The sequence below is a fragment of the Streptacidiphilus monticola genome (assembly GCF_042658505.1).
Taxonomy (GTDB): Bacteria; Actinomycetota; Actinomycetes; order Streptomycetales; family Streptomycetaceae; genus Streptacidiphilus; species Streptacidiphilus monticola.
Window position 1 is genome coordinate 983 of sequence record NZ_JBHSQJ010000078.1, and the last position, 15,516, is coordinate 16,498.

At 70.7% G+C, this 15,516-nt stretch carries 14 protein-coding genes; 3 read left to right on the plus strand and 11 right to left on the minus strand.

Annotation, left to right across the window (positions count from 1 at the left end; genetic code table 11):
- Positions 1-341: 341 nt before the first annotated feature.
- On the minus strand, positions 342-1,115 hold the full coding sequence (locus ACFP3V_RS19000) for a TIGR03936 family radical SAM-associated protein (protein ID WP_380584965.1): 774 nt from the start codon (positions 1,113-1,115) through the stop codon (positions 342-344).
- A gap of 149 nt (positions 1,116-1,264) precedes the next feature.
- On the opposite strand from ACFP3V_RS19000, the gene ACFP3V_RS19005 reads away from it, so the two are divergent.
- Both ACFP3V_RS19005 and ACFP3V_RS19010 read left to right on the plus strand, forming a co-directional pair.
- Complete coding sequence (locus ACFP3V_RS19005; protein WP_380584967.1) at positions 1,265-1,642, plus strand: VOC family protein; 378 nt, start codon at positions 1,265-1,267, stop codon at positions 1,640-1,642.
- Positions 1,643-1,741: 99 nt separating this feature from the next.
- Complete coding sequence (locus ACFP3V_RS19010) at positions 1,742-2,326, plus strand: TerD family protein (RefSeq protein ID WP_380584969.1); 585 nt, start codon at positions 1,742-1,744, stop codon at positions 2,324-2,326.
- 78 nt (positions 2,327-2,404) lie between these two features.
- On the opposite strand, the gene ACFP3V_RS19015 is transcribed toward ACFP3V_RS19010, so the two are convergent.
- The 10 genes from ACFP3V_RS19015 to folC form a co-directional block, all read right to left on the minus strand.
- Positions 2,405-2,953, minus strand: a complete 549-nt coding sequence (locus tag ACFP3V_RS19015) for a GNAT family N-acetyltransferase (RefSeq protein ID WP_380584971.1) — start codon at positions 2,951-2,953, stop codon at positions 2,405-2,407.
- Between the two features lie 50 nt (positions 2,954-3,003).
- Positions 3,004-4,944 carry a TIGR03960 family B12-binding radical SAM protein gene (locus tag ACFP3V_RS19020; protein WP_380584973.1) on the minus strand — a complete coding sequence of 647 codons (1,941 nt, stop codon included), beginning with the start codon at positions 4,942-4,944 and terminating at the stop codon, positions 3,004-3,006.
- 141 nt (positions 4,945-5,085) lie between these two features.
- Positions 5,086-6,285, minus strand: a complete 1,200-nt coding sequence (rodA, locus tag ACFP3V_RS19025; RefSeq protein ID WP_380584975.1) for a rod shape-determining protein RodA — start codon at positions 6,283-6,285, stop codon at positions 5,086-5,088.
- Positions 6,273-8,483, minus strand: coding sequence for a penicillin-binding protein 2 (gene mrdA / locus ACFP3V_RS19030; protein ID WP_380584977.1), 2,211 nt, complete (start codon positions 8,481-8,483; stop codon positions 6,273-6,275). The genes rodA and mrdA overlap by 13 nt, the downstream gene beginning before the upstream one ends.
- A gap of 31 nt (positions 8,484-8,514) precedes the next feature.
- Entirely contained in the window at positions 8,515-9,204 is a 690-nt protein-coding gene (gene mreD / locus ACFP3V_RS19035; RefSeq protein WP_380584979.1) for a rod shape-determining protein MreD, read from the minus strand.
- A 1-nt stretch (position 9,205) separates the two neighbouring features.
- The gene (gene mreC, locus ACFP3V_RS19040; RefSeq protein ID WP_380584980.1) at positions 9,206-10,150 is read right to left on the minus strand and encodes a rod shape-determining protein MreC; all 945 of its coding nucleotides are present in this window, start codon (positions 10,148-10,150) and stop codon (positions 9,206-9,208) included.
- A gap of 64 nt (positions 10,151-10,214) precedes the next feature.
- Complete coding sequence (locus tag ACFP3V_RS19045; protein WP_380585043.1) at positions 10,215-11,240, minus strand: rod shape-determining protein; 1,026 nt, start codon at positions 11,238-11,240, stop codon at positions 10,215-10,217.
- Positions 11,241-11,419: 179 nt separating this feature from the next.
- Positions 11,420-11,833: a nucleoside-diphosphate kinase gene (gene ndk / locus ACFP3V_RS19050; protein ID WP_380584982.1), complete on the minus strand. Its 414-nt coding sequence runs from the start codon at positions 11,831-11,833 to the stop codon at positions 11,420-11,422.
- Between the two features lie 154 nt (positions 11,834-11,987).
- Complete coding sequence (locus tag ACFP3V_RS19055) at positions 11,988-12,323, minus strand: DUF4233 domain-containing protein (RefSeq protein ID WP_380584984.1); 336 nt, start codon at positions 12,321-12,323, stop codon at positions 11,988-11,990.
- A 213-nt stretch (positions 12,324-12,536) separates the two neighbouring features.
- Positions 12,537-13,877: a bifunctional tetrahydrofolate synthase/dihydrofolate synthase gene (gene folC, locus ACFP3V_RS19060; protein ID WP_380584986.1), complete on the minus strand. Its 1,341-nt coding sequence runs from the start codon at positions 13,875-13,877 to the stop codon at positions 12,537-12,539.
- Positions 13,878-14,059: 182 nt separating this feature from the next.
- Between folC and ACFP3V_RS19065 the strand changes: the two genes are divergently transcribed.
- Positions 14,060-15,427, plus strand: coding sequence for an MFS transporter (locus ACFP3V_RS19065; RefSeq protein WP_380584988.1), 1,368 nt, complete (start codon positions 14,060-14,062; stop codon positions 15,425-15,427).
- Positions 15,428-15,516: the final 89 nt, after the last annotated feature.

Sequence of the window (15,516 nt, forward strand, 5' to 3'; positions counted from 1 at the left end):
GGAGCCCGGCGCCGGAGGGCCTGCGGGGCGGCTCGCGGCGCGTCGGCGGCGCGGCGCGGCCTTGGGGGCCGCCGGCTCCGGCGCGGACGCGCCGACCGCGGCCTGGGGTTCGTTGTTCTCGTTTTCGTTGATCTCGTTGTTACCGAGCATGCGGGCGGTTCTCCCGTCACGCCCCCGGGCGCCGCGCCGGTGAGGCGGGCGCCGCACGGGGGCTCGCGTTATGTCGTATGGCGTCCCGCGGTGCGCGGGAGCGCCGAAGTCTTCTGGTGGTGCGCCCACACCGGCCCCGGATGGCTCCCAGGACCTCGGACGGGCACCGACGACGCGCCTTGCTTGCGGCCCTACGTCTGCTGCGGCTCGGCCTGCTCCGTCAGGAGGGCCGGTACCGCGCCGCGGTCGGGCGCGAACGGGTCGGTCACCGCCCCGGTCTCCTCGTCGAGCAGCCCCTGCGCCAGCCTGGTCACCCCAGCGGGGACCGGCAGCGCGAGGTCGGCCGTCGCACGAAGACCGGAGAGGACGTCGTCGGGTCGGACGGCGGGTGTGGCGTGCCGAACAACCAGGCGCAGTATCGCACAGGCACCGCCTGCAGCGATATCGGCACCGGTGGTGACCTCGGACGTGTCCACCACGTCGAGGGCCACGACGGCGCCGCGGGCGTCGAAGGTGCGCAGTCCGTTCTTGGTCTGCCGCTGCACCTCGACCGACTCGGCGGCGAGAAACGCGGACACCGCGGATCGCGCGGTCTCCGGCTCGACGCCGTCCAGGCGCAGCTCCCACACCGACGCCTGCAGGCGCTCCATGAAGTCCTTGCCGGTGGCCTCGACCGCCTCGATGACGTCCAGACCCGGCGGCAGGGACTCGTCCAGCTGCTTGCGCAGCAGCTCCGGGTCGCGGTGCTCCGCGAGCGCGAGCTCGACGTACTCGGCCTCGCTGGCGGCGCCGGTGGAGGCGGCGTTCATGAAGCTGATCCTGGGGTGCGGGGTGAACCCCGCGGAGTACGCCATGGGTACGGCGGAACGGCGCAGGGCCCGCTCCAGGGCCCGCTGGAAGTCGCGGTGGCTGGTGAAACGCAGCCGGCCGCGCTTGGTGTAGCGCAGACGGATGCGCTGAACCACCGGTGCGGGCGGCGGACCGTCGGGCGTGCGGCGTGCCAGTGCGCTCAGTCCTTCAGACGTAGGGGTATTCCTGCGTCTACAAGGGTACGCGGGCCGTTGACGGGCCGTGCGCACCCGCCGCCCGACGCCACCGGTTCGAAGGAGCACCGATGATCGGCCGTGTCCAGACCTACGCCCTCGACTGCCCGGATCCGCTCGCCCTGGCCCGCTTCTACCAGCAGCTGGTCGGCGGCGAGATCGAGGAGGACGACGAGATCCAGGATTCGGACGACGGCTGGGTGACGCTGAAGCCCGAGTCGGGCACCCCGATCTCCTTCCAGCGAGTCCCCGGCTTCGTCGCCCCGACCTGGCCCTCCCAGGAGCGCGGGCAGCAGGGCCACATCGACATCGGGGTCGGCGACATCGCCAAGGCCCACGAGCAGGTGCTGTCCCTGGGGGCCGAACTGCTGGAGGACTGGGACGGCGCCAAGTCCTGGCGGGTCTACGCCGACCCGGCGGGCCACCCCTTCTGCCTGGTCCGCGAGTAGGGGCGGGCGGCGGCCGGAAGCCCGGGCGCTTGTCACGAATCGGCAACCGCCGCGCCGACCCCGTTCCGCTGCCGACCGGTGGGCATGGATGATCCAGCCATGATGACGCTCACCAAGGAAGACGGACCGGCCGACCTGGACGGCGTGACGCACCTGTCCATCGGCGTGTCCTGGGACCCCACCTCCGGGAGCAGCGGCGGCGTTCTGGGCAAGCTCCGCCGCACCACCGGCACCGACCTGGACCTGATCGCCATCGCGATGCAGGGGGGCGACCCGGTCCGCCTCGCCGGCCTCGACTCCCGGGACCCGATGGGCAACGGTTCCTTGGTCCACAGCGGCGACAACCAGACCGGGCGCGGGGACGGCGACGACGAGACGGTCACCGTCGAGTTCGCCCGGATCCCCCCGAACATCACCTCGATCGTCTTCGTCGCCGCCGCCTACAAGAAGGGCAGTTCCTTCCAGAAGGCGCGCAACATCAGCTTCAAGGTCTACGACGCGACCGGCGGCAGCACCCAGCAGGTCGCCGACATCTGGCCGAGCCTGCTCAGCCAGGACAACGGCTGTGCGGTCGCCAAGGCCGTGCGCGTGGGCGGCAGTTGGAAGCTCGAAGTGATCAACGTGACCGGCAAGATCAAGCAGGGGGACGAGCACGCGCTGATGCGCTTCGCCATCAGCAAGTAGGCCCGCCTCCGCCGCAGCCCGGTGCCCGGGTTCTCCCGCCGAGGGAGGTCCCGGGCAGCGCCTGTGCCGGAAAGGCCCTCAGCCGGCCGCGGCCTGCGCGCACCGCACGCCGAACCACTGCTCGGCCCCGTACTCCTCGAACCGCTCCACTTCGGTGAACCCCAGCTTCGCCGCGACACGCATCGAACTCCGGTTGGCGGTCCGGGTGGTGAGCACCACCGGCTCCCCCGGCAGCACCCCGGCGAGCCAGTCGAGCGCCGCAGCGGAGGCTTCGACGGCATAGCCGTGCCCCCACGCCTGCGGCAGGAACAGGTAGCCGAGCTCGACCTCCCCGGCCTCGGGACGCACGTGCCCCGGCCGTTCGGCGCCGCGCCGGTCGAGCGTGACCATACCGATCATCTCCCCCGCGCACTCGACGACGAACAACCCCGGGCTGCGCCCCGGTACTTCGGGCACCGCCCGCTCGAGCTCCTCCCGCGGCCGCGCGCCGCCCACGTACGTGCCCACCTCCGGCGAGGCGAACAACTCGACGAACGCCGCGCGGTCCCGCGCCTCCGACGCGCGCAGCACCAGTCGTTCGGTCCGTATCGGCTCCGGCGGCCAGGTGACCGGTCCAAGATCGCTCATGACCGGCAACCTATCCCAACCCCCGAACCGGCTGCGGGAGTTGAGCGCCGTTACTTCTGCCGGCCCGAACCGACCACGGTCAGCGGCAGCAGCTTCTTCCCGGTCGGGCCGACCTGGATGTGGGTGTCCATCTGCGGACACACCCCGCAGTCGAAGCACGGCGTCCAGCGGCAGTCGTCGACCTCGACCTCCTCGAGGGCGTCCTGCCAGTCCTCCCAGAGCCAGTCCTTGTCCAGGCCGGAGTCCAGGTGGTCCCAGGGCAGGACCTCCTCGTACTGGCGCTCCCGAGTGGTGTACCAGTCGACGTCGACTCCCGTGCCCGCCAGGGCCTTCTCGGCGGAGCGCATCCAGCGGTCGTAGGAGAAGTGCTCGCGCCAGCCGTCGAAGCGGCCGCCGTCCTCGTAGACGGCGCGGATGACGGCGCCGACGCGGCGGTCGCCGCGGGAGAGCAGGCCCTCGATGATGCCGGGCTTGCCGTCGTGGTAGCGGTAGCCGATGTTGCGGCCGTACCGCTTGTCGTCGCGGATCGCGTCGCGCAGCTTGATCAGTCGGGCGTCCGTCTCCTCGACACCCAGCTGCGGGGCCCACTGGAAGGGCGTGTGCGGCTTGGGCACGAAGCCGCCGATGGAGACCGTGCAGCGGATGTCGTTGGAGCCGGTCACCTCGCGGCCCTTGGCGATGACGTTCTTCGCCATCTCGGCGATCTGCAGCACGTCCTCGTCGGTCTCGGTCGGCAGGCCGGCCATGAAGTACAGCTTCACCTGACGCCAGCCGTTGCCGTACGCGGTGGCGACGGTCCGGATCAGGTCCTCCTCGGAGACCATCTTGTTGATGACCTTGCGCAGCCGCTCGCTGCCGCCCTCGGGCGCGAAGGTCAGGCCGGAGCGGCGGCCGTTGCGGCTCAGCTCGTTGGCCAGGTCGATGTTGAAGGCGTCGACGCGGGTGGACGGCAGGGAGAGGCCGACCTTGTCCTCCTGGTACCGGTCCGCCAGGCCCTTGGCGATGTCGCCGATCTCCGAGTGGTCCGCTGAGGACAGGGACAGCAGCCCGACCTCCTCGAAGCCGGTGGCCTTGAGGCCGCGGTCGACCATCTCGCCGATGCCGGTGATCGAGCGCTCGCGCACCGGACGGGTGATCATGCCCGCCTGGCAGAAGCGGCAGCCGCGGGTGCAGCCGCGGAAGATCTCCACGGACATCCGCTCGTGCACGGTCTCCGCGAGCGGGACCAGCGGCTGCTTCGGGTAGGGCCACTCGTCCAGGTCCATGACGGTGTGCTTGGACACCCGCCACGGCACTCCGGCCCGGTTCGGCACGACGCGCGCGATGCGGCCGTCGGGGAGGTACTCGACGTCGTAGAAGCGCGGGATGTAGACGCCGCCGGTCTTCGCCAGCCGCAGCAGCACCTCGTCGCGGCCGCCCGGGCGGCCCTCGGCCTTCCAGGCCCGGATGATCTCCGTCATGTCGAGCACGGCCTGCTCGCCGTCGCCGATGACCGCGGCGTCGATGAAGTCCGCGATCGGCTCCGGGTTGAAGGCGGCGTGGCCGCCGGCCAGGACGATCGGGTCGTCCAGGGTGCGGTCCTTCGCCTCCAGCGGGATGCCCGCGAGGTCCAGCGCGGCAAGCATGTTGGTGTACCCGAGCTCGGTGGAGAAGCTCAGCCCGAACACGTCGAAGGCCTTGACCGGGCGGTGCGCGTCGACGGTGAACTGCGGGACGCCGTGCTCGCGCATCAGCGCCTCGAGGTCCGGCCAGACGCTGTAGGTGCGCTCGGCGAGGACGCCCTCGCGCTCGTTCAGCACCTCGTAGAGGATCATGACGCCCTGGTTCGGCAGACCGACCTCGTAGGCGTCCGGGTACATCAGCGCCCAGCGGACGTCGCAGGAGTCCCAGTCCTTGACGGTGGAGTTGAGCTCGCCACCGACGTACTGGATCGGCTTCTGGACGTGCGGGAGGAGGGCCTCCAGGCGCGGGAAGACCGACTCGACAGGCATAAGGAGGAGGCTTTCGGTTCGGGCGGGAAACTCGGCACGAGGGCCACGCGGGTGACTCTTCAGCCTACCGTGCTCCCGAGGACCCGAGGCCGCGACGAGGTGCCGCTCCGGCCTCGGCCCTGTCCCGCGGACGGCGTCAGCTCACAGGGTGCGCTGCATCCGGACCGACTGCAGCAGCCCGATGCCCATCCAGATGGCGAACATCGACGAGCCGCCGTAGGAGACGAAGGGCAGCGGGATGCCGGCCACCGGCATGATGCCGAGCGTCATGCCGATGTTCTCGAACGCCTGGAACGCGAACCACGACGCCACGCCCGCCGCGACCACCGTGCTGTACAGGTCGCTGGCCTGTCGGGCGATCCGGCACGCGCGCCAGAGCACCACGCCCAGCAGCACCAGGATCAACCCGGCTCCCACGAAGCCGAGTTCCTCCCCCGCGACGGTGAAGACGAAGTCGGTCTGCTGCTCGGGCACGAACTGCCCGGTGGTCTGCGTGCCGTGGAACAGGCCCTTGCCCATCAGCCCGCCCGAGCCGATGGCGATACGCGCCTGCGCGGTGTTGTAGCCGACGCCCGCGGGGTCCAGGGCCGGGTTGGCGAACGCGGCGAAGCGGGCCACCTGGTACTGCTTGAGCAGGTGCAGCTGGATCACCGCGAAGACGCCGACCGCGCCGACCACGGCCAGCCCGCCGAGCCACTTCGCGGGGACGCCCGCCGCGGTCAGCACCCCGAGGATGATCACGACGATGACCATCGTCGAGCCGAGGTCCGGCATCAGCATGATGACGCCGATCGGCACCGCCGAGAGCCCGAGCGCCTGGAGGATGGACCGTCCGTCCGGCTGGGTCACCTCCCCCGCGTCCACACGGGCGGAGAGGATCGTCGCGCCCACCAGGATGACCGCGATCTTGACGAACTCGGAGGGCTGCAGCGAGAAGCCGCCGCCGAGCACGATCCAGGAGTGCGCCCCGTTGACCGTCGATCCCAGCGGGCTCAGCACCGCCAGGACGCCGAGCACGGCCAGACCGTAGATGAACGGCACCGCGGTGCGCAGCCGGTGGTGGCCCAGCACGACGACGGCCGTGCACAGGCCGAGGCCGATGCCCAGGTTCATCAGGTGGCGCACCAGGAAGTACGTCGAGTCGCCGTGGTTGATCTGGGTGCGGCTGCGGGTGGCGGACCACACCAGCAGGGAGCCGATGCCGGACAGGGCGAGGGCGGCCAGCACCATCGGCCAGTCGAGCCCGCGCAGCGGCGACTCGCGTTCGAACAGCCGTCCCATCGCGCCGCGTCGGGGGGTGTAGCGGGGGGCCCGCCAGGTGCTGCTGCTCAGGCCTGCCATCCGGCGCTCCTCCGCTCGGGGGCCAGGGCGTACAGCTCGGCGGGGGTGCCGAGGGTGCCCGCGCCGCCCTGGCCGGGGTTGGCGTACTGCGCGGCGGTCCAGCTCGCCGGCTGGGTGACGGTGCCGTCCGCGTGGAACGTGGGCAGCTGCTTCTGCGGCGTGGGCAGCAGCGCCTTCTTGGGGTCGATCGAGCCGTTGGGCTGGATGCCGTAGAGGGCGTTGTAGATGTTGCGCACGGCCGGACCGGAACCGCCGGAGCCGGTGCCACCCTGACTGATCGTCATGACGATGGCGTAGTCCTTGGTGTAGGTGTCGAACCACGAGGTGGTCTGCTTGCCGACGACCTCAGCGGTACCGGTCTTGGCGTGCAGGGTGATCTTGTCCTGCGGCCAGCCCTGGAACTTCCAGGCGGCGGTACCGCTGGTGATGACGCCGGCGGTGGCGTTGTCGATGTACTGGATCATCTTCTGCGTGGTCGGCAGCTTGCCCTGGACGATCGGCCTGAGGTCCTGGACGACCTTGCCGCCGGGGCTGACCACGGCCTTGGCGACCTGCGGCTGGTAGAGGGTGCCGCCGTTGGCCAGGGCCGAGTAGACACGCGCCATCTGAATGGGCGTCACCAGCGTGTCGCCCTGGCCGATGGCGTAGTTGACCTCGTCACCGGCGCGCAGGGTCTTGAAGTCGGCGCAGTCCTCGCGGGCGACCTCGGTCTCGTAGTCGTGCTTGCCGCTGGCGGCCTGCTTGCACCAGATGCCCTGCATGGCGTTCCAGTAGTCGACGTGCCACTGCCGGTCCGGCACCCGGCCCTTGACCTCGCCGGGGAGGTCGATGCCGGTCTTCGCGCCGAGGCCGAACTGGTGGGCGGTCCGGAACAGGTAGTCCTTCGGGTTCTTCGGCTTGGTGCCGCCGTCCTTGAGCCACTGCTGGTAGGCGATGTTGTAGAAGACGGTGTCGCAGGAGACCTCAAGAGCCCGGGACAGGTTGATGGCGCCGAAGTTCTCGCCCTCGAAGTTCTTGAAGACCCGGCCGCCGATGGTCATCGACGAGGTGCAGGGGAAGGTCGTGTCGTAGGAGTAGCCGGCGTTGAGCGCGGCGGTGGTGGACACGACCTTGAAGGTCGAACCGGGGGCGCTCTGGCCCTGGATGGCCCGGTTCAGCAGCGGGTAGTCAGACCGGGCGCTGGTGAGCGCCTGGTACTCCTTGCTGGAGATGCCGCCGGTCCACACGTTGGGGTCGTAGGTCGGCGCGGAGGCCATGGCGATGATCCGGCCGGTGTGCACGTCCATCACCACCACCGCGCCGGAGTCGGCCTTGAAGTTCTCGTGGGTGACGGTGTCGTAGGTCTTGCGCAGCGTCAGCATCGCCTGCTGGAGCTGCTGTTCGGCGATGGCCTGGATCCGGGCGTCGATGCTGGTGACCACGGTGTCGCCGGGGACGGCGGCCCGGCCGCCCGCGTTGCCGATGACCCGGCCGAGGTTGTCCACCTCGAGGTCCGTGGTGCCGTTGACGCCACGCAACTGGGTGTCGTAGACGGACTCCAGGCCGCTGCGGCCGATCTGGTCCGAGCCGGAGAGGGACGCCTGGCCGCTCTTGTTCTTGGAGGCGTCGATCTCGTCCTGGGTGACCGGGGAGAGGTAGCCGAGCACCTGGGCGGCGTTGGCCTTGTCGGGGGCCGGGTAGCGGCGGACGGCCTCGACGGCGGCGGTGACGCCGGGGAAGTCCTCCTGCCGCTCCATGATCTGCATGGCCTGCTGGGTGGTGGCCTTGTCGGTGACCGGGATGGGCTGGTACGGCGAGCCGTTCCAGCAGGGCTGCGGGGTCTTGGCGTCGCAGAGCCGGACCTTGTCGTGGATCTCCTGGTAGCTCATGCCCAGCACCGAGGCCAGCCGGGTGAGCACGGCGGTGCCGCCGTCGGCCTGCTGCATCAGCGAGGTGCGGCTGACCTTGACGACGAGCTTGGAGGCGTTGTCGGCGAGCGGGACGCCGTTGGCGTCCAGTATCTGGCCGCGCACGGCGGGGACGACGACGGTGCGGATGTGGTTGGAGGAGGCCTCCTGCACGTACTGCTTGCCGTCGCGGATCTGCAGGTACCAGAGCCGGCCGCCGAGGGTGGCCAGCAGCGACATGACCACGACCTGCAGGATGACCAGACGGGCGGTGACCTTCTTGGTGCGTCCGGTCTCCGGGATGTTGCTCACTGACGACCCTCTCCCAGGATCTGCCGGTCCGTCAGGACCGGCCCGCCGTCTTCTTGCTGCCGAAACCGGGAAGTGTGCCCAGCCCCGCCTCGCCGCCGGTGCGGCTGCCGGACACCCCGAACAGGGAGCCGCGGCGGTTGAGCAGGCCCTTGCGCGATCTCGGCGCGGCTCCGCCGCTCAGGCTCGAACCGCCGCTGCTGACCTGTTCGCCGAGGCAGCGCCGGGCCAGCGCCATCACGCCGGGCACCACGAAGGGCGCCAGCAGCAGGTCGTAGACGAGCGCCGAGACGATCAGTCCGACGATGCCGACGTGCCGGGCGGCGGTGTCGCCGACCAGGGCCCCGACGGCCGCGTAGAGCACGGTGGCGCCGACGGCCGCGACCGCGACGACGACCAACGGGGTCAGCACGGACCGCAGTTGGCCGCTCTCCGGACGCAGCAGCCCGGCGACGTAGCCGACCAGGCAGAGCACCAGGGCGTAGCGGCCGACGGCGTGGTCGGAGGGCGGGGCCAGGTCGGCGAGCAGTCCGGCCCCGAAGCCGACCAGGGCTCCTGCGGTGTGCCCCCAGACCAGGGCCAGACCGAGGACGACGAGCAGCAGCAGGTCCGGGGCGGCCCCGGGCAGGCCGAGCCGGGCCAGGATGCTGACCTGGACCACCAGGGCGACGACCACCAGCACGGCGCTCAGCAGCAGTGCCTGCAGCAGACGCGGACTTCCCATCTCAGTGCCCCTTCTGACGGGCCGTCGGCGTCGCCTTCGGCGTGGCGGCGGGCTTCGCCTGGGCCTGCGCGGTCGGCGTCGGCGCGGGCTTGGGCGGCAGCACCGCGTAGCGCGGGTCGGTACGCGGCGGCTGCACCACGATGCCGACCAGGTCGAGCTTGGTGAAGCTGACGAAGGGCTGCACCAGCACGGTCTTGGTGAGCTGGCCCGGGGTGTTCTCGACGGAGACCACCTTGCCCACCGGCACGCCCGGCACGAAGGGCTTGGAGTTCTGCGAGCCGAAGGTGACCAGCCGGTCCCCGGGCTTCACCGCGGCCTGGCCGTCGAGGAGTTCGACCCGCAGCGGCGAGTCGCCCTGGCCGGTGGCGAAGCCGACCTGGCCGCTGCCCTCCATCCGGGTGCCGACGGTGAACCGGGGGTCGACGGCGAGCAGCACGGTGGCGGTGTGCGCGGCGACCGTGGTGACCCGGCCGACCAGGCCCTGCCCGTTGATGACGGTCATGTCGCGGGTGATGCCGTCGGCGCTGCCGATGTCCACGGTGACGGTCCAGGAGAAGCCCTGGGCCGAGCCCATGGCCACGACCTGCGCGGCCTTGATGGTGTACTGGCCCGCTCCGGCCGCGCCGAGCAGCTGGGCGAGCTGCCCGTCGCGCGAGCGGACCAGGTCGGAACTGGACAACTGCTGCCTGAGCGCGGTGTTCTGCTGCTCCAGCGCACGGATGCGGTCGCCGTCGCTGCCGGAGGTGCGCAGCGCGTGCATCGCGTCGGAGACGGGGGTGACCGCGCCGGACAGGCCGCTCTCCACCGGGCCGAACACCGCCGCCGCCGCGTCGCGCGGGCCGTTGAGCGGTGAGTCGTCACCGCCGCGGATGTCGACGGTGATCAGCGCGAAGGCGATGGCCACCAGCAGGACCAGCAGGAGTCGACTTTCTCGGGTGTCCCTCACGATCCTCGAACGGACCCTTCACTGGTGGTTCGTCACATTGCTTGCACCGCGGACCCGTCGGGGGTCAGCGGCGCGGCTGCGCGTCCAGCACCTGCTGCAGCGCCTCGAACTCCTCGACGCACTTGCCCGCGCCCACGGCCACCGAGTCCAGGGGGTTCTCGGCGATGTGCACCGGCATGCCGGTCTCCTTGCGGAGGCGCTCGTCCAGGCCGCGCAGCAGGGCGCCGCCACCCGTGAGAACGATGCCGCGGTCCATCACGTCACCGGCGAGCTCGGGCGGGCACTGGTCCAGCGTGGTCTTGACGGCGTCGATGATGTTGTTGACCGGCTCCTCGATGGCCTGCCGCACCTCGGCCGCCGAGATGACGACGGTCTTGGGCAGACCGGACACCAGGTCCCGGCCGCGGATCTCGGAGTGCTCCTCGTTGTCCCCGTCCACCGGGTAGGCCGAGCCGATGGTCATCTTGATCTGCTCGGCCGTGCGCTCACCCAGCAGCAGCGAGTACTCCTTCTTGATGTGCTGGATGATCGAGTTGTCCAGCTCGTCGCCGGCCACCCGCAGCGACTGCGCGACGACGATGCCGCCGAGCGAGATCACGGCCACTTCGGTGGTGCCGCCGCCGATGTCGACGACCATGTTGCCGGTCGGCTCGTGCACCGGCAGGCCGGCGCCGATGGCCGCGGCCATCGGCTCCTCGATGATGTGCACCTGGCGCGCGCCGGCCTGCGCGGACGCCTCGATCACGGCCCGGCGCTCGACGCCGGTGATGCCGCTGGGCACGCAGACCACGACCCGGGGACGGGCCAGGTAGCGGCGCCGGTGGATCTTCATGATGAAGTAGCGCAGCATCCGCTCGGTGATCTCGAAGTCGGCGATCACGCCGTCCTTGAGCGGGCGGATGGCGACGATGTTGCCGGGCGTGCGGCCGATCATCTTCTTGGCCTCTGCGCCCACCGCCAGGATGCCGCCGGTGTTGGTGTTGACGGCGACGACCGACGGCTCGTTGAGCACGATCCCTCGGCCCCTGACGTACACCAGCGTGTTGGCGGTGCCGAGGTCGACAGCCATGTCACGGCCGATGAACGACATGTTGTTCGCCATGTGGGTGTGGAGCCTTCCCGAGCTCGAGGGTGGGGGGCGACGCCGCCGGGGCACTTCGGGCATGGTAGCGACGGCAGTGCCGCTCTCATTCTCCGTGCAGACGATCGGATATCCGGCGATTGGGACGCCTGTGTCGGCATCCCGGTTCCGCGGATTTCGGTGGGGGATCAGGCGTGAGCAGGGAAGAAAATCTTGATCTCACGCTCCGCGGAGGCGGGCGAGTCGGAGGCGTGGATCAGGTTCTCGCGGGTGATCGTCGCAAAGTCCCCACGAATCGTCCCCGGCCCCGCCTCAAGGGGGTTGGTCTTCCCGGCCAGCGCGCGAACGCCTTCGATCACTTCCTCGCCCTCGACGATCAGCGCGACCGACGGGCCGGAGGACATGAAGCGCATCAGCGGCTCGTAGAAGGGCTTGCCCACGTGCTCGGCGTAGTGCTGCTCCAGCGTCGCCTGGTCCAGCGTCCGCAGCTCCATGGCCGCGAGGCGCCACCCGGCCTTGCGCTCGATCCGCCCGAGGATCTCGCCGACCAGTCCGCGGGCGACGGCGTCGGGCTTGAGCAGGACCAGGGTGCGCTGGGGCATGGGTGGCTCCCGGGGAATGAGCGTGGGACGTGATGTGATGATCGGCACGAGACTACCTGACCAGTCCGGGGAGTCCGCGCGCAGAGGGCACCCGAGGGCGCCCGCCCGGGCGAGCGGCCCGCTGACCGGTCCGCTGCAGCCTGCTGACGGGCCGTCAGGCGGTGGCGGCGGCGCGCTGGGCCTTGATCGCGTCGATCTTGCGGCCGTAGTGGACGGAGGCCCACCACAGGGCGGCGAAGACGGCGCCCAGGCCGTACATCATGCCGACGACGGCGCCGGAGGCGATGAGCGCGATCTGGATGACCCAGCCCACGGCGACGGCGCCGGGGCGGTTGAGGGCGCCGCAGAGGAGGACGCACAACGCCATGGCCACCCCGCTGACCGTCCACAGCGTGGTGGAGGAGACGTGGGACAGCTTCATCGCGACGAGCGCGGCGAAGCCGATGACCATCGCCTCACTGATCAGGGTCGAGGAGCAGAGCGTACGCACCCGACGATGTTAGCTCGCGAGCACGTTGCACCTTCCCTTTGGGGCGCGAGGATCCCCCACCCTTCGGGCGGGAGGCGCCCCCAGCAGGACCGGTCCACCGCCCGGGGAGGTCGTCCTGCAGTACGGGTCGAAGCTCCGTCGGTGGTGCGCTGGTCGTGCTGGGGGCACCTCCCGCCCCGAAGGGTGGGGATCCTCGCGCCCCCGGCGAGGCAACTAATTCTTGCCGAGGAGGGTGCGGGCTTCGCCGACGGTGATGATGGAGCCGGTGATGAGGACGCCGGCGCCGCCGAGGTCGCCCTCCTCCTCGGCGAGGGTCACCGCCGCGTCGATCGCGTCGTCCAGCCGGGGCTCGACCTGCACCCGGTCCGCGCCGAAGACCTCCACCGCGATCTCTGCCAACTTGTCGACGTCCAGGGACCGTTGGGTGGAGTTCCGGGTGACCACCACCTCCGCGAGGACGGGCTCCAGCGCCTCCAGGAGGCCCTCGACGTCCTTGTCCCCGCTCGGCGCGACGACGCCCACCAGCCGGGTGAAGCCGAAGGCCTCGCCGATCGCGTCCGCGGTCACCCGGGCTCCGCCCGGGTTGTGCGCGGCGTCCAGCACGATGGTGGGGCTGCGACGGACGACCTCAAGGCGGCCGGGCGAGCTGACGCCCGAGAACGCCGCGCGCACCTTGTCGATGTCCAGCGGCTCCGTGTGGGCGGTGCCCACGCCGAAGAAGCCCTCCACCGCGGCCAGCGCCAGCGCGGCGTTCTGAGCCTGGTGGGCGCCGTGCAGGGGCAGGAAGACGTCCTCGTAGTCGTGGCCGCCCAGGCCCCGGAGGGTGACCATCTGGCCGCCGACCGCGACGTCGCGGCGGACCACGCCGAACTCCATGCCCTCGCGGGCCACCGTGGCGTCGATCTCGACCGCCCGGCGCAGGATGGCCTCCGCCGCGTCCAGCGGCTGCTGGGCGACGACGGCCAGGCCGCCCTTCTTGATGATCCCGGACTTCTCGGTGGCGATCGCCCCGGTCGTCGGGCCGAGCCGCTCCGTGTGGTCGAGCGAGATCGGGGTGATCACCGAGACCTGCGCGTCCACGACGTTGGTCGCGTCCCAGGACCCGCCCATGCCGACCTCGACGACGGCGACGTCCACCGGGGCGTCCGCGAAGCACGCGTAGGCCATGCCCGTGACGATCTCGAAGAAGGACATCGGGATCGGCTGCTGGGCGTCGACCATCTCCACATAGGGCTTGACGTCCCGGTAGGTCTCCACGAACAGCTCGGGGCTGATCGGCTCGCCGTCCAGGCTGATCCGCTCGGTGATCGACTCCACGTGCGGGCTGGTGTAGCGGCCGGTGCGCAGCTCGAAGGTGCGCAGCAGCTGCTCGATCATGCGAGCCGTGCTCGTCTTGCCGTTGGTGCCGGTGATGTGGATGGCCGGGTAGGACCGCTGGGGCTGGCCCAGGATGTCCATCAGCGCCCGGATGCGGTCCAGGGACGGCTCCAGCTTGGTCTCCGGCCACCGTGCGGTCAGTTCTGCCGCTACGGCACTCAGCTCGTTCTCGCTCACGGCGCAAGTCTACGGAGCTGTGGAGGTTCCGTTCAGACCCTGTAGCCAGGCATTTTCCTGCGATTTGCAGGCCCTAGGGTAGTTTCGTCCCTTTAACTGCCATCTACACCCGTCTTACCGGAGGCATACCTGGGCCACCAGACCCGTCCCCGACCCCGAGTGTGAGGAAACTTCCCACCGCTATGAGCACCGTCATAGACACCGCCCCCTATACCCGCTTCCACAAGCGTCTGGCACTGGCCTGCTCCGGCGGCCCACTGCTGGACGGCTACATCCTCAGCATCGTGGGCGTCGCCCTGATCGGCATGCAGCCGCAGCTCGGACTGAGCACCGCGGACGTCAGCCTGATCGGAGCCGCCGCGCTGGTCGGCATGTTCGTGGGAGGCGCGGTATTCGGGGTGCTGACCGACCGCATCGGAAGGGAGGTGATGTACACCGCCGACCTGCTCGTCATGATCGTCTGCTCGGTGGCCTCCTTCTGGGCCGACCAGGTCTGGCTGATCGTGGCCCTGCGCTTCGTCCTCGGCATGGCCGTGGCCGCCGACTACCCGATCGCCACCTCGCTGCTGGCGGAGTGGCTGCCCACCCGGCACCGCGGCCGGCTGCTCGGCAAGCAGATCGTCGCCTGGTACGCGGGTTCCGTTCTCGCCTACGTCGTGGGCTACGCCTTCCTGCAGCTGGGCGGCGAGGGCAGCTGGCGCTGGATGCTGGCGAGTTCCGCGCTCCTGTGCGTGGTCTTCCTGCTGATCCGCCGCGGCTCTCCGGAGTCGCCCCTGTGGCTGGCCCAGCACGGCCGCCAGGACCAGGCCGTCGCGGTCGTCCGCAAACACCTGGGCGTCAAGGTGACGGCCGATCAACTCCTGGCCGGCGAGCCGGACTCCGCCGACGAGCGGCTGACCGCGGGCAGCGTCCGCGTGCTCTTCTCCCCCGCCTACCGGACCCGGACGCTCTTCTGCGGCCTGTTCTTCCTGTGCCAGGTCGGCCCGCTGTTCGCGATGCTGACCTTCGGCCCGCAGATCCTCGGTTCCTTCGGGCTGCCCGGCGGCACCGTGATGGACACCCTGGGCACCGGCCTGATCAGCATGGTCTTCCTGCTGGGCTGCTACCCGGCGCTGCGCGCCATCGACGGGGTGGGCCGCCGGCCCACGATCGTGTGGTCCTTCGCCCTGATGATCGTCCCGCTCGCCCTGCTCGGCGTCTGGCCCTCCGCCCCGGCGGCGGTCGCGCTGGTGGCGCTGTGCGCGTACGCGTTCCTGTGCGGCGGGCCCAACGTGCTCGACTGGACCTACCCGAACGAGCTCTTCCCGACCCACATCCGGGCCACGGCCGTCGGCTTCGCCACGTCGGTGAGCCGGGTGGGCGCCGCGATCGGCACCTACCTGCTCCCCCTGTCCCTCACCGACCTCGGCACCGGCCCGACCATGCTGATCGCCGCGGGCGTGACCGCCATCGGCCTGCTCGTCTGCGCCTTCTGGGCCGAGGAGACCAAGGGCCGCAGCCTCCAGGCTGCCTCCGGCAGCCCGCGCCGGGAAGCCGTGCACTCCCTGTAGTTGCCACTCCGCCCAGGCGGCGCAGCCGCCCAGGGGCGCGAGGAACTGCGCGAGCAACCCGCCACCCGGGCAGGTCCGGCCCCATTGCA

Bases quoted from the DNA above. Each gene is read 5' to 3' on its own strand.
- ACFP3V_RS19065 (WP_380584988.1), top strand. From the start codon at position 14,060: ATGAGCACCGTCATAGACACCGCCCCCTATACCCGCTTCCACAAGCGT.
- ACFP3V_RS19015 (WP_380584971.1), bottom strand. From the start codon at position 2,953: ATGAGCGATCTTGGACCGGTCACCTGGCCGCCGGAGCCGATACGGACC.
- ACFP3V_RS19005 (WP_380584967.1), top strand. From the start codon at position 1,265: ATGATCGGCCGTGTCCAGACCTACGCCCTCGACTGCCCGGATCCGCTC.
- ACFP3V_RS19010 (WP_380584969.1), top strand. From the start codon at position 1,742: ATGATGACGCTCACCAAGGAAGACGGACCGGCCGACCTGGACGGCGTG.
- ACFP3V_RS19045 (WP_380585043.1), bottom strand. From the start codon at position 11,240: ATGTCGTTCATCGGCCGTGACATGGCTGTCGACCTCGGCACCGCCAAC.
- mreD (WP_380584979.1), bottom strand. From the start codon at position 9,204: ATGGGAAGTCCGCGTCTGCTGCAGGCACTGCTGCTGAGCGCCGTGCTG.
- rodA (WP_380584975.1), bottom strand. From the start codon at position 6,285: ATGGCAGGCCTGAGCAGCAGCACCTGGCGGGCCCCCCGCTACACCCCC.
- ndk (WP_380584982.1), bottom strand. From the start codon at position 11,833: ATGCCCCAGCGCACCCTGGTCCTGCTCAAGCCCGACGCCGTCGCCCGC.
- ACFP3V_RS19020 (WP_380584973.1), bottom strand. From the start codon at position 4,944: ATGCCTGTCGAGTCGGTCTTCCCGCGCCTGGAGGCCCTCCTCCCGCAC.